This window comes from Spongisporangium articulatum (assembly GCF_044465595.1).
In the GTDB taxonomy this organism is placed as follows: Bacteria; Actinomycetota; Actinomycetes; order Actinomycetales; family Kineosporiaceae; genus Spongisporangium; species Spongisporangium articulatum.
The window spans coordinates 276,918-289,976 of sequence record NZ_JBITLV010000004.1 but is presented as its reverse complement, the minus strand read 5'-3'; the positions used below and the strand labels follow the sequence as shown (position 1 = coordinate 289,976).

12 protein-coding genes are annotated in these 13,059 nt (G+C 73.3%); 4 read left to right on the top strand and 8 right to left on the bottom strand.

The window, feature by feature from the left end:
• Positions 1-35: 35 nt before the first annotated feature.
• Entirely contained in the window at positions 36-644 is a 609-nt protein-coding gene (locus ACIB24_RS13980) for a response regulator transcription factor (RefSeq protein ID WP_398281260.1), read from the bottom strand.
• Positions 645-790: 146 nt separating this feature from the next.
• Positions 791-2,014, bottom strand: coding sequence for a MerR family transcriptional regulator (locus tag ACIB24_RS13975; protein WP_398281257.1), 1,224 nt, complete (start codon positions 2,012-2,014; stop codon positions 791-793).
• A gap of 351 nt (positions 2,015-2,365) precedes the next feature.
• Here ACIB24_RS13975 and ACIB24_RS13970 point away from each other — a divergent pair, with 351 nt between their 5' ends.
• A complete protein-coding gene (locus ACIB24_RS13970; protein ID WP_398281254.1) occupies positions 2,366-2,674 on the top strand; it encodes a WhiB family transcriptional regulator in 309 nt (102 codons plus the stop codon).
• A gap of 169 nt (positions 2,675-2,843) precedes the next feature.
• Here ACIB24_RS13970 and groL read toward each other — a convergent pair whose 3' ends face one another.
• Complete coding sequence (groL, locus tag ACIB24_RS13965) at positions 2,844-4,469, bottom strand: chaperonin GroEL (protein WP_398281251.1); 1,626 nt, start codon at positions 4,467-4,469, stop codon at positions 2,844-2,846.
• 83 nt (positions 4,470-4,552) lie between these two features.
• Positions 4,553-4,852 (bottom strand): co-chaperone GroES, encoded by a 300-nt coding sequence (gene groES / locus ACIB24_RS13960; RefSeq protein WP_398281894.1) that lies wholly within the window; start codon positions 4,850-4,852, stop codon positions 4,553-4,555.
• A gap of 240 nt (positions 4,853-5,092) precedes the next feature.
• Here groES and ACIB24_RS13955 point away from each other — a divergent pair, with 240 nt between their 5' ends.
• Positions 5,093-6,295: a THUMP-like domain-containing protein gene (locus ACIB24_RS13955; RefSeq protein WP_398281248.1), complete on the top strand. Its 1,203-nt coding sequence runs from the start codon at positions 5,093-5,095 to the stop codon at positions 6,293-6,295.
• A 53-nt stretch (positions 6,296-6,348) separates the two neighbouring features.
• The gene (locus ACIB24_RS13950) at positions 6,349-7,710 is read left to right on the top strand and encodes a trypsin-like peptidase domain-containing protein (protein ID WP_398281245.1); all 1,362 of its coding nucleotides are present in this window, start codon (positions 6,349-6,351) and stop codon (positions 7,708-7,710) included.
• Between the two features lie 54 nt (positions 7,711-7,764).
• Here the strand turns inward: ACIB24_RS13950 and rimI are convergent, their stop codons facing one another.
• From rimI to alr, 4 genes are read right to left on the bottom strand one after another with little or no spacing between them, the layout of a single operon-like run.
• On the bottom strand, positions 7,765-8,226 hold the full coding sequence (gene rimI / locus ACIB24_RS13945; RefSeq protein ID WP_398281242.1) for a ribosomal protein S18-alanine N-acetyltransferase: 462 nt from the start codon (positions 8,224-8,226) through the stop codon (positions 7,765-7,767).
• 3 nt (positions 8,227-8,229) lie between these two features.
• The gene (tsaE, locus tag ACIB24_RS13940) at positions 8,230-8,808 is read right to left on the bottom strand and encodes a tRNA (adenosine(37)-N6)-threonylcarbamoyltransferase complex ATPase subunit type 1 TsaE (RefSeq protein ID WP_398281239.1); all 579 of its coding nucleotides are present in this window, start codon (positions 8,806-8,808) and stop codon (positions 8,230-8,232) included.
• On the bottom strand, positions 8,805-10,109 hold the full coding sequence (locus ACIB24_RS13935) for an alpha/beta fold hydrolase (RefSeq protein ID WP_398281236.1): 1,305 nt from the start codon (positions 10,107-10,109) through the stop codon (positions 8,805-8,807). Before ACIB24_RS13935 ends, tsaE begins: the two co-directional genes overlap by 4 nt.
• Positions 10,106-11,308, bottom strand: coding sequence for an alanine racemase (gene alr, locus ACIB24_RS13930; RefSeq protein ID WP_398281233.1), 1,203 nt, complete (start codon positions 11,306-11,308; stop codon positions 10,106-10,108). The genes ACIB24_RS13935 and alr overlap by 4 nt, the downstream gene beginning before the upstream one ends.
• Before the next feature lie 103 nt (positions 11,309-11,411).
• On the opposite strand from alr, the gene ACIB24_RS13925 reads away from it, so the two are divergent.
• On the top strand, positions 11,412-13,037 hold the full coding sequence (locus ACIB24_RS13925) for an amidohydrolase (RefSeq protein WP_398281230.1): 1,626 nt from the start codon (positions 11,412-11,414) through the stop codon (positions 13,035-13,037).
• Positions 13,038-13,059: the final 22 nt, after the last annotated feature.

The window sequence follows — 13,059 nt, the reverse complement described above, 5'->3', positions numbered from 1 at the left end:
CGACATCTGCACTGCCGCCCCGAACGGCCACGGCGTTACCGTACCAAACCCCACCTGAAGCCGATGGCCACCGCCTGGGCGCGGTCGGCTGCTCCCAGCTTGCGGAACAGGCGCCTCGCGTGGGTCTTCACGGTGTCCTCGGACAGGTAGAGCTCCTTGCCGATCTCCGCGTTCGAGCGCCCCCGGCTCATGCCGGTGAGGACCTGCATCTCGCGCTCGGTCAGCGTGGGGGCGGACGCCTCCACGCTGCGCGGGGCCGGCACGGCGCGCCGGGACAGGCCGTCGGACAGGGCGTACACCACGGTCGCGGCCACCTCCTCGCGCGTCGCGTCCTTGACCAGGTAACCCCTGGCCCCTCCGGCCACCGATCGTGCAACACCTTCGGCGTCCTCGGCAACGGTCACCATGACGACGATCGCCTCGGGATGGCGGGACAGCAGCCGTCGGGATGCCTCCACGCCGCCGATGCCGGGCATGCGGACGTCCATCAGCACCAGGGACGGTCTCTCGACCGACCACCGGGCGAGCGCCTCCTCACCGGAGGACGCGTCAACGATCCGGGTGATGCCCGGCACGGCCGACAGGGCGCGGTGGAAGTTCTCCCGCACCAGGGCCGAGTCGTCACACACGAGAACGGTCGCCACTGCTCACCTCTGCACATCGGCCCCCCATCCATGGAGGGCGTCCAGTGCGAGGTATCGACCGAGGCCGGGGGAACCTGAACTCCCGGTTGGGATTTCGGTGCACCGCTGGGCCACGTGGAGCAGCCCCGTTGGGCCGGGTGCAGCAATCAGGTCAGGGCGGCCTGCAGGACGATCTCGCAGGCCTCCTGCAGGGAGTTGGCCCGCAGCGCGAAGGCGGGGACCGTCTCCGGGTCCCAGCCCGGCCCGGCCAGCAGGACGGCGGGCGCCGGCCGCTGGCGACGCATCTGCTCCGTGGTGGAGGCGTCGGCCCCGGGCATCCGCGCGAACAGGACGACGACCGAGGGCCCCGTGCGGCGCACGGACGCGGACAGCGCGGTGGGCGGCAGCCCGGTGCCGAGCAACCGGGTGCCGATCTGCCGCTCGGCCAGGGCCGCGGCCAGCGCGTGCATGGGCAGCGAGTGGTAGTCGCGGTCGGCGCAGGCCAGCAGCACCGGGCTGTGGTTGCGCGGGTTCGGCAGGTAGGCGCCCGGCCCCCGGAACACGCTCAGCACGACCTCGCTGAAGGCATGCTCGACGTCGATGCCGTCGCCCGTGGCGTTGGTGCGCTCCCCCAGGGCCCGCAGCACGGGCATGATCATGTCGTTCCAGGTCACGACCACGCCGTCGGCGCGGACCGCCTCGGCGAGCATCCGGTAGGTCGCGGGGGTGTCCAGGCTCATCGCGGCGCGGGCCAGGCCGCGGCTGCGCGGCGTCCCGTCGGGCATGGCGACCACGCGCCCACCGCCGCTCGCCCGCCGTCCGCCCCGGCGCAGCACGCCGAGCCAGGCGGTCTCGATCTCGCCGCCCTCCTCGCGCCAGGGCTCGGCGACCCCCAGGCCGTCGTCCGGGTCGGACTCGTCGGCCCGGCGGGCCGACCACAGGTCGGCCTCGGCGAAGGGGTCGTCGGCGTCGGCGAGCTGGAGTTCCTGCTCGGCCTCGGACAGGCCCGACCGGGGGGTGATGGGGCCCTCGGCGAGCGGGGGGTTCGAGCCGTCGGGCCCGGCGACCTGCTGGACGCCGTCCGCGGCCGCGGGTGCCGCGGCCCCCGGCACGGAGGCGGCCAGGGCGATCTTGGCGGCGTCGGCCGGGGCCACGCCCTGCAGCGTGAGGCGGCGCATGACCATCAGGCGGGCCACGTCACCCGGGGAGTAGCGGCGGTGGGCGCCGGCGGTGTGCTCGGAGGGGCCCAGCCCGTAACGGCGGTCCCACGTCCGCAGGGTCGGCGGCGCCACGCCCAACCGGCGGGCGACAGCGGCCACGGTCAGGTTCGGAGCAGGTGCAGGCGGCGCAGGGATGTCGACGACCTCCTCCGACCCGTCCGCAGTACTCATGACCCCAGATTCTCCGTCGCGTCCCGTGAACGAGCACTTCCAGCCCGCCATGGCGTCCTCGGCAGACTCCCCCTGACCGTCAATCGCGCCGACCCTGCACGGGCGTTACTCCTCAAGCGTTTCGCCAGCGTAGCGACGGAAGGATCATGAGGTACATCGTCCTGCGGCGACCAACACATGAATCGGTTTTGCAACGGTGTCTTGAACAACCCTCGAAACGATGTGTAGTGTCGAAGACATCGCTTCACGCATGGTTCGACTGAACCGGCGAGAGGTGGGCCCACCAGCAGATTGCCTGACCAATTGCCTGAAAGCGCCCCTGTCGGCGCCACACGTTGGGACTGATTCACGATGGCCGAGATCTCACGCCTCCCGGGTCCGGTGGCCGACCTGTGGGAATGGCAGTTCGAGGGTGCCTGCCGGGACAGCGACCCCCGGCTGTTCTTCCACCCCGAGGGTGAGCGCGGTCCGGCCCGCAGAGAGCGGGACCTGGCGGCCAAGGCGGTCTGCGCGTCGTGCCCCGTGATGGACCAGTGCCGTGAGCACGCGCTCGCCGTCCGGGAGCCCTACGGGGTCTGGGGCGGCCTGAGCGAGGACGACCGCCAGGCCCGCTACGTCGGCGCCCGCCCCCAGGACGAGGTCTACCGCCGGGCCAGTTAGACGTTCCCGTCACACGTTCAGACGTTCACGCGCGTCGGTTCCCCCGGCCGACCGCTCCCAGGGAAGCTGTCCGCGGTTGCGGAGTCGCGGACAGCCGGAAGGGCCCCCACCCGATCACTCGGGTGGGGGCCCTTTCGTATGCCCGGTTCGTAGGCCGGGTGCGGGTCGGTCAGTGGCCGTGCCCGTGGCCGTGCCCGTGGCCGGTCGTCTCCGCCGGCTCCTCCTCCTTCTTGTCCACCACCAGGGTCTCGGTGGTGAGCACCATGGAGGCGATGGAGGCCGCGTTGCGCAGCGCGGAACGGGTCACCTTGACCGGGTCGATGATGCCCTTGGCGACCAGGTCGGTGTACTCCCCGGCCGCCGCGTCGAACCCGGAGCCGACCGGCTGCTGGCGCACCTTGTCCACGACGACGTAGCCCTCGAGGCCCGCGTTCTCGGCGATCCAGCGCAGCGGCTCGGAGGCCGCCTTGCGGACGATCTCGACGCCCGTCGCCTCGTCGCCGGACAGCGACAGCCCGCCGTCGAGCACCGAGACGGCGTGGATCAGCGCGGAGCCGCCGCCGGAGACGATGCCCTCCTCGATCGCGGCGCGCGTCGCGGAGACGGCGTCCTCGATGCGGTGCTTCTTCTCCTTGAGCTCGACCTCCGTGTGCGCGCCGACCTTGATGACGCAGACCCCGCCGGCCAGCTTCGCGAGCCGCTCCTGCAGCTTCTCGCGGTCCCAGTCGGAGTCGGTGTTCTCGATCTCGCCGCGCAGCTGCGCGACCCGGGCCGCGACCTCGGAGGCCTCGCCGGCGCCGTCGACCACGGTGGTGTCGTCCTTGGTGACGACGATGCGCCGGGCCTGGCCCAGCACCTCGAGGCCGACCTGGTCGAGCTTCAGCCCGACCTCGGGGCTGACCACCTGGCCGCCGGTCAGGGTGGCCAGGTCCTGCAGGATCGCCTTGCGGCGGTCGCCGAAGCCCGGGGCCTTGACGGCCACCGTGACGAACGTGCCGCGGATCTTGTTCACGACCAGGGTCGACAGCGCCTCCCCGTCGATGTCCTCGGCGACGATGAACAGCTGCTTGCCGGCCTGCAGCACCTTCTCCAGCAGCGGCAGGATCTCCGAGACCGAGGAGATCTTGTTCTGGTGGATCAGGATGTAGGCGTCCTCCAGGACGGCCTCCATCCGCTCCGGGTCGGTCACGAAGTACGGCGACAGGTAACCCTTGTCGAACTGCATGCCCTCGGAGAAGTCGAGCTCCAGGGCGGTGGACGAGCTCTCCTCGACCGTGATCACGCCGTCCTTGCCGACCTTGTCGAACGCCTCGGCGATCAGGCCACCGACGCCCGCGTCCTGCGCCGAGATGGTGGCGACGTGAGCGATCTCCGTCTTGCCCTCGACCTCGCGGGCCGTCTTCAGCAGCTGGTCGCTGACCGCGTCGACGGCCAGGTCGATGCCCCGCTTGAGCGCGGACGGCGCCGCCCCGGCGGCCACGTTGCGCAGGCCCTCCTTGACCATGGCCTGGGCCAGGACGGTCGCGGTGGTGGTGCCGTCCCCCGCGACGTCGTTGGTCTTGGTGGCGACCTCCTTGGCGAGCTGGGCCCCGAGGTTCTCGTACGGGTCGTCCAGCTCCACCTCCTTGGCGATGGTCACGCCGTCGTTGGTGATGGTCGGCGCGCCCCACTTCTTGTCGATGACGACGTTGCGGCCCTTGGGGCCGAGCGTCACCTTGACCGCGTTGGCCAGGGCGTCGACGCCCCGCTCCAGCGACCGGCGGGCGTTCTCGTCGAACGAGAGGATCTTCGGCATGTCTTCCCTCTGTATCTGGGTGCAGAACGACGCACGCCCCGAACGAGGTCGTCGTCCGGGGCGGGTCGGTGGGCCTGAGCCCCTTACTTCTCGATGATCGCCAGCACGTCGCGGGCCGACAGGATCAGGTACTCCTCGCCGGAGTACTTGACCTCGGTGCCGCCGTACTTGCTGTAGAGCACGGTGTCGCCGACCTTGACGTCGAGCGGGATCCGCTTGGCGCCCTGGTCGTCGAAGCGCCCCGGGCCGACCGCGAGGACCTGGCCCTCCTGGGGCTTCTCCTTGGCGGTGTCCGGGATGACCAGGCCGGAGGCCGTCGTCTGCTCAGCGTCGAGCTGCTTGACGACGATGCGGTCCTCGAGCGGCTTGATGGAGACCGACACGTTGGTGACCTCCCCTTCGGGAACGTCGAAGATGAACTTGCGGGACGGGTACTGCTGGAACTGCCCGCCGAGGTCGCACCCGTCGTCGCGGTGCCGGACGCAGCCCGGGCGGTGGAACATCGAGCTGGCAGACTCCCAGGGAGAGTGCCAGTTCCTCTGGAACCCTAGAACGGGTTTTAGCACTCGGTCAACTCGAGTGCCAGCCTCCGGGGACCGGTCGGGAGTGGCAGGATCGGGGACGTGGACCAGCAGGCCGTCGCGACACTGCTCACCCCGGAGGGGTGGGCCCTGCTGGAGTCCCTGCCGCCCTACGACGAGCACGGCGCCATGGCCCTCGGCGAGCAGCTGCGCAGGGCCGGGCACGCCCCCGAGCTGGTCTCCGCCGCCCTCACCCAGTCGCGGCTGCGGGCCGCCGGGGAGCGCAAGTTCGGGCCGTTCGCGGCGGGCATGCTGTTCACCCCCGCGGGCCTGGAACAGGCCACCCGGTTGCCCGTCGCCGCCCGGCACGCGGCCCGGTTCGCGACCGCCGGGGCCACCCGGGTGGCCGATCTGGGCTGTGGCATCGGCGGTGACGCGATGGCCCTGGCCGGGCTCGAACTGGGCGTCCTGGCCGTCGAGCGGGACGAGCTGACCGCGGCCGTGGCCACCGTGAACCTGCGGCACTGGGCCGAGGCGGAGGTCCGGCACGGCGACGCCACCACGACCGACCTGGGCGACCTGCAGGCCGCGTTCCTCGACCCGGCCCGGCGCACGTCGTCCGGCAAGCGCCTGCTCGACCCGCGGGCCGGGTCGCCGCCCCTGTCCTTCGCGCTCGAGCTCGCCGCGACGATGGCGGCCGTCGGCGTGAAGACCGCCCCCGGCATCCCGCACCACCTGCTGCCCGACGGCTGCGAGGCGCAGTGGATCTCGGTGGACGGGGACGTGGTGGAGGCGGGCCTGTGGTTCGGGCTGGCCGCCCGCCCGGGCGTGCGCCGCTGCGCCCTCGTGCTGTCGGACGCCGGGGCCGCCGAGGTCACGGACGCCGACATGCCGGTCGCCGTCCCCGGAGAGGTCGGCGCCTACGTCTACGAACCCGACGGCGCGGTGATCCGGGCCGGGCTGGTCGCGCAGGTCGCCGTGCAGGTGCAGGGCCGGCTGCTGGACCGCTCGATCGCGTTCGTGACCGCCGACCGGTACGTCGAGACCCCGCTGGCCACCTGCTTCGCGGTCGAGGAGGTCTTCCCGTTCGGCCTGAAGTCGCTGCGCACCTGGCTGCGCGACCGCGGCGTCGGGCGCCTGACCATCAAGAAGCGCGGCACCGCCGTCGACCCCGACCAGCTGCGCAAGCAGCTGCGGCTGCAGGGCGACAACGAGGCGACCATCATCCTGACCCGGGTGTCGGGGCGGCAGTCCGTGCTCGTCGTCCGGCCCCTTCGGCGGGCGGGGGCCGGCGTGCCCGCCTGAGCTTCGGCACAGCCGCTTCCTAAGTCTGTGAACCCCCCTGTACCTTCCGGCGCATGTCTGTCACCGTTCGCCGCCTGCTCGCCGTAGCCGCCCTGCTCGCCGTCGGGGCGCTCGGTTCGCCCGCGCTCGCGGCGACGCCCGCGCCGTCGGCCCCCACGGCCGTGGAGGTCAACGCGGCCACGGAGCCGAGCATCGTGCAGCTGGCGATCCGGTGGCGGGGCTACATCTACTACGAGACCGTCGACGGCTACGTCTGGACGCAGGACGTGGTCACCGCCTACGCGGGCTGCACCGGCTTCTTCGTCACGACCGACGGGCACATCACCACGGCCGGGCACTGCGTGGAGCGCAAGTTCGGGCGCGAGGCGCTGATCGAGACGTTCCTGAGCGACCAGGTCGACCAGGGGCTGATCACCTCCTCCGAGGCGGCCGACCTGCTCGACGGCGCGCTCATCAACTGGAAGGCCGAGGGCCTGGAGAACGGTTCGGCGATCGAGCGGAAGGTTGTCGCCTACCAGCCGAAGGGGCTGGCCGGGGCGCCGCTGGCCGACGACTCCGAGACCGCCCGGGTGCTCGACACCAAGCCGTTCGACGAGGGCGACACCGCGCTGCTCAAGATCGAGGCCACGGACACCCCCGCGCTGCCCGTCGCCACCGTCGACCCGAAGACCGGCAGCGAACTGACCGCGATCGGCTTCCCGGGCTCCGTCGGCAAGGTGGTGGACGTCGAGCGGCTGCGGGCCTCGTTCAAGAGCGGGACGGCGTCCAGCCAGCAGGTCAGCGAGGGCGGGGTGCCGCAGACCGAGGTGAACGCCGACATCAGCCCCGGGATGTCCGGCGGCCCGACCATCGACCCGCTGGGCAACGTGCTCGGCGTCAACTCGTTCAAGATCGTCGGCGAGGACCAGAACTTCAACTTCATCACCGACACGACCGACCTGCGCGACTGGCTGCAGTCGAAGAACCTGACCCTGGTCGCCGTGAAGACCCCGCCCGCCGCGGTGGCGCCGGCCGCCACCCGGTTGCCGTCGACGGCCTCGGACGACGGGCTGTCCACCGGGGTCGCGCTCGGGCTGATCGCGGGCGGCCTCGTGGTGCTGGCCGGGCTGATCGCGCTCGTCGTCGCGGTGACCCGGGCCAAGCCGGCTCCCGCCGCAGCGGCCCCCGGCGGCCCCGCGGTGATCACGCTGCCGGACGCCGGTACGCCCGTCACGCCTCCGGCGCCCGCCCCGGCGCCCGTCGTCCCGGCGCCGATCGCCGAACCGGAACCCGTTGCGACGCAAGCGGTCCCGGCCAGCACGCCGACGCAGCCGATGCCCGCCGAGGCGCCGGCCACCGTCACGTGCCCCAATGGTCACGAGGTCCCGGCCGGTCAGGCGTTCTGCGGGACGTGCGGCGCCAAGATCACCGACTGAGTGCAGAGATTCGGAGTTTCACCGCCGATCACCGCACCCAGACGGTGATCTTGGTCAGCTTTGCGGGAGCGGGCGCAGGCGCATCACCCAGGCGTCGTGGTCGCCCGGCTGGTAGTACCTGCGCCGCACCGCGATCCGCTCGAAACCGGCGCCCGTGTACAGCGCGACGGCGGGCTCGTTGTCGGCCCGGACCTCGAGCATCAGGGTGTTCGCACCCCCGGCCGCGGCCTGCGAGACCAGTTCGGCCAGTAAGGCTTTCCCGACGCCCCGACCCTGCGCGGCGGGCAGCACGGCGACGGTCTGGACGTCGGCCTCGGGCCCGGGTCGCAGCAGGCCCGCGTACCCCAGCAGTTCGCCGTCCGGCCCCTCGGCGACCACGTAGTGCCGGGTCTCGGGATGGGCCAGCTCGCCCCAGAACGTCTCCGCGCTCCACGCGGTGGCCCCGAACAGCTCCTGCTCGGCGGCCAGCAGCGACGACACGTCCCACCAGCGCATGGGCCGCAGCGCCAGGCCCACGCCCTAGCCCAACTCGAGGGGCAGGGCGACCCCGGCCCAGCGGTCGCCGTACCCGGTCATCAGCACGGTGCGTTCCTCGTCGAGCTCGGGCCGGGGCGCGTCGGGGCCCAGGTCGCCGAACGGGCGCCGCACCGTGACCTGCAGGCGGTCGGTGGCCAGCCCCTCGACCAGCCCCTCCCCCCATTCGACGACGGTGACCGACTCGGCCAGCGAGGCGTCGAGGTCCAGGTCGTCGACCTCGGCCAGGGTCTCCAGCCGGTACGCGTCGACGTGCACGAGCGCCGGGCCGAGCGTCCCGTCGGGGCGCGGCAGCGGCGGGTGCACCCGGGCGATCTCGAACGTCGGGCTGGTCACCTCACCGCGCACGTGCAGGCCGGCGCCGATCCCGCGCGACAGCGTCGTCTTCCCGGCGCCCAGGTCACCGGACAGGATCACCAGGTCACCCGCGCCCAGCCGGGCGGCCAGCCGGAAGCCCAGCTCCTGCATGGCTGCGGTGGTCGGGACGACGAGGCCCGCGTCGAGCACCGGGATCTCGCTGGTCAGCGGATCGAGCCGGTGCGCCGGGTCCAACCGGCCGGTCATGACGCCTTCCCTCCGGTCAGCTTCGTGGGCCGTTTCAACGACGCCCCCCTCGGGGCCGGGGCCACCGTACGCCGGGTCCGGGCCCGACGGCGCGCCGAACGGCCGGTCCCGGCCCGTTCGAGCAGGCCCTCGATGTGACCGTTGACCAGTCCCGGATACTCCAGGGGCAGGAGGTGCCCGGCTTCCGGGACCAGCACGAACTCCGCCTCGGGCAGCCGGTCGGCGATCTCGCGGCCCTGCTCGGCCGGGATCAGCAGGTCGCGGTCGCCGACCATGACCAGGCCCTCGATCTCGCGCATCGCGCTGAGCGCCTCGCGCTTGTCGTGGGTGCTGAACGTGGGCAGGAAGTCGGAGATCACCTCGACCCGGGTCTCGGCGATCATCCGGGCCGCGAACGCGACCAGCTGCGGCGGCACCGTCGAACCGAACGAGTAGCGCCGCACCAGCAGCGTCTCGAGGTCGTTACCGAGCTTGCGGCTGCGCGCGACCAGCCCCGGCCGGCGGGCCAGCACCTTCACCGCGGTCGGCGCGGCCCGCATCGCCAACCGCCCGAAACCGGCCAGCCCGAGGTCCATCTTGTCGAGGCCGCCGGCGCTGGTGGACAGCAGCGCGACGCCACGGACCCGCTTGCGGAACAGGTCGGGGCGCTGGGCGGCCAGCGACATCACCGTCATGCCGCCCATCGAGTGCCCGAGCAGGACCAGCGGGCCCTTCGGTTCGACCGCGTCGATGACGGCGGCCAGGTCGCGGCCGATCTGGTCGATCGTCGAGGCGCCCGCCGGCCCGGTACCGGACCGCCCGTGCCCGCGCTGGTCCCACAGCACCAGCCGGAACCGGCCGCGCAGCGCGAGCCGCTGGTAGTGCCACGAGTCGAGGGTCAGCGCGTACCCGTGGCTCATCACGATCGTCGGGCGGCGCCGGTTCCTGGTCAGGTTGCCGAGCCTCTCGACCAGCGCCTCGGCGAGGCTCTCGTCGGGGCCGTGCACGGCGTCGTCCGGTTCGTCGACCTCCACGTGCAGCGGCACACCGTCGCTGATCACGATGCGGGCCTCGCCATGGACCGAACCGAGCGCGGGGCCGCCGCGGCCGTCACCGTCCGGGTCGACCGCCGGGGCCCGGGTGCGGCCCATCGCGGCCCGCTCGGCGGCCAGGCCGAGCACGGCGCCGAGCCCGGTGGCGGCGATCCCGACGCCCAGGGCGACCAGCCCGTCGTCCGGGCGCCAGGAGGACACGGGCCGGACGACGGGAGCCGGGTCGGGCTGCTGCCGATCAGCACTCGCTCCGCTCGCCGGGTGGCTCACCTCGCCCCCTCGTTCAGGTAGAGGCGCGGGACCCGGGCTCCGATCCGGGTGACGATCTCGTAGTTGATGGTGCCGCAGACCTCGGCCCAGTCCTGGGCGGTGGGCACGCCGGTGCCGTCGGAGGGTCCGTCCCCGAACAGGATCGCCACGTCGCCCACGCTCACCTCGGCTGTATCGGCATGGTCGCGGCCCAGATCGAGCACGACCTGGTCCATGCAGACCCGCCCGGCGATCCGGTACCGCCGCCCGCCCAGCCAGGCCGGGCCCTCGTTGACCGCGTGCCGGGGCAGCCCGTCGGCGTACCCGACCGGCAGCAGGGCGGCGCGGGTGTCGGCCGTGGTCGTGTAGGCGTGCCCGTACGAGATGCCCTCGCCGGCCGCGACGCCCTTCACGTTGGCGACCCGGGCCAGCAGCGACATCGCCGGGCGCAGGTCGAAGTCGGCGGGGCTGCCGAGGTCGGGGGCCGGCGACAGCCCGTAGACCGCCAACCCGGGCCGGACCAGGTCGAACGAGGCCGCCGGGTTGGTCAGCGTGGCCGCCGAGTTGGCCAGGTGCCGGACCTCCAGCCGCGCGCCCCGGGCCTCGGCCAGGGCCACGGCCTCGGTGAACAGGTCGGTCTGCCGGGCCACCGTCGGGTGCCGCGGCGCGTCGGCCCAGGCGTAGTGGCTGAACAGCCCGGCGACCCGCACGACCTCCTCGGCCTCCAGCTTCAGGGCCGCCTCGAGCAGGTCGGGGAAGTCGGGGACGGTCACGCCGTTGCGGTTCAGCCCGGTGTCGACCTTCAGCTGGATCCGCGCGGTGCGGCCCGTCGCGCGGGCGGCCGCGGCGATCTCGGCGAGCGCCCACGGCGCGCTGACGGCCAGGTCGACGCCCCGCTCGACGGCCTCGGCGAAGGCGTCCCCGGGCACGGTCAGCCAGGCCAGGACGGGCGCGGTGATCCCGGCCCGGCGCAGCTCGAGGGCCTCGGCCAGCTGGGCCACCCCGAGCCAGGTGGCGCCGCCCTCGACGGCGGCCCGGGCGCAGGGCAACAGCCCGTGCCCGTAGGCGTCGGCCTTGACCACGGCCATCACGGGAGCCCCCGCGCGGGCCCCCAGCGAGGCGACGTTGTGCCTGATGGCGGCCAGGTCGACGACCGCCGCGGCGGGGGCTCCGGGCGGCAGCGCGGTCTCGATCGCCTTCTCGATCTCTGGGCCGGTCACGGGGTCAGTCTCTCGCAGACCGGCTCGCGTCGCGTCACCCGGAGATCGGGAAGGACCGCGGTCACCACCTGACCGCGGTCCTTCCCGGTGCGAGGCTTAGCCCGTGCCCGCCGACCTGATCGTCTCCGACGCCCGGATCTGGACGGGCGACGCGGCGACGCCCTGGGCCGAGGCGCTCGCCGTCTCCGGGGACCGGGTGGTCGCGGTGGGACCGGCGGACGACGTGGCCGCCCTGGCCGGGCCGCGCACCCGCCGCGTCGAGGCCCCCGGGCGGCTCGTCGTCCCGGGGTTCCATGACGCCCACGTGCACCCGTCCTTCGGCGGGCGGTTCCGCCTGACCTGCGACCTGCACGAGGTGAGCGGCCTCGCGGCGGTGCTCGGCGCCGTCCGGGCCTACGCGCGGGCCCACCCGGACCGGCCGTGGGTGTACGGCAGCGGCTGGGAGATCACGGGTCTGGACGGCGTGCCGCCGAGCGCCGCGCTCCTCGACGACGTGGTGCCCGACCGGCCGGTGTTCCTGCTGAACGCGAGCGTGCACGAGGCCTGGGTGAACACGGCGGCGCTGCGGCGGGCGGGGATCACGGCGGACACGCCCGACCCGGCCGGCGGGTGGTACGAGCGCGACGGCGACGGCACGCCGACCGGGCGGTTGTACGAGGGCGCCGCGTACGCCTTCGAGGCCCGGTTCGTGCCCGGGCCCACACCGGTCGAGCGCGAGGCTGCGCTGCTGGTGGCCCAGGAGTTCCTGCACTCGTTGGGGATCACCGGCTGGCAGGACGCCTGGGTGACGCCCGAACTCCTGAGCGCCTACGAGGACCTGGCGGACGACGGCCGCCTCACCGCGCGCGTGTCGGCGGCGCTGTGGTGGGAGCGGACGCGGGGACTGGAACAGATCGACGGGTTCGTGGCGGCCCGCGGCGAGGCGGGCGGGCGCGAGCGACTGGTGGTCCGGACCGTGAAGATCATGCTGGACGGGGTGGTCGAGAACCACTCGGCGGCGATGCTCGCGCCGTACCTGCACGTCCACGACGGCGACCATGCCGGGCGGTTGTACGTCGAACCCGGGGTGGTGACGGAGGCGGTCACCCGACTCGACGCGCTGGGCTTCCAGGTCCACTTCCACGCGCTCGGTGACCGGGCCGTGCGGGTGGGACTGGACGCGGTCGAGGTGGCAGCGGCGCGCAACGGGTCGCCGGGCGCGAACCGGCACACGCTGGCCCACCTGCAGGTGGTGCACCCGGACGACGTCGCGCGGTTCGCGGCGCTCGGCGCGGTGCCGAACTGCCAGGCGCTGTGGGCGCAGTACGAGCCGCCGATGACCGAGCTGACGCTGCCGTTCCTCGGGCCGGAACGCTCGGCGCAGCAGTACCCGTTCGGGTCGCTGGCCGCCGCCGGGGCGCGGTTGGCGATGGGTTCGGACTGGCCGGTGTCGACGCCCGCGCCGCTGGCGCAGATCGACGTGGCCGTGCATCGCTCGGAACACGGTGCGGCGGCACCGTTCCTGCCCGAGGAGGCGCTGACCCTGGAGCAGGCGTTGACGGCCTTCACCGCGGGGTCGGCGTTCGCGTGCCACGACGACGACGCGGGCGTGCTGCGCGCCGGGTCGCGCGCCGACCTGGCCGTGCTGAGCTCAGACCTCTTCGCCGCGTCCGATCTCGCGGAGGCGCTGGCCGAGACCCGGGTCGAGTTGACGGTCGCCGCGGGCCGGGTGGTCCATCAAGATCGCTGAAAGGGTGCCGGGATTCGCGGTT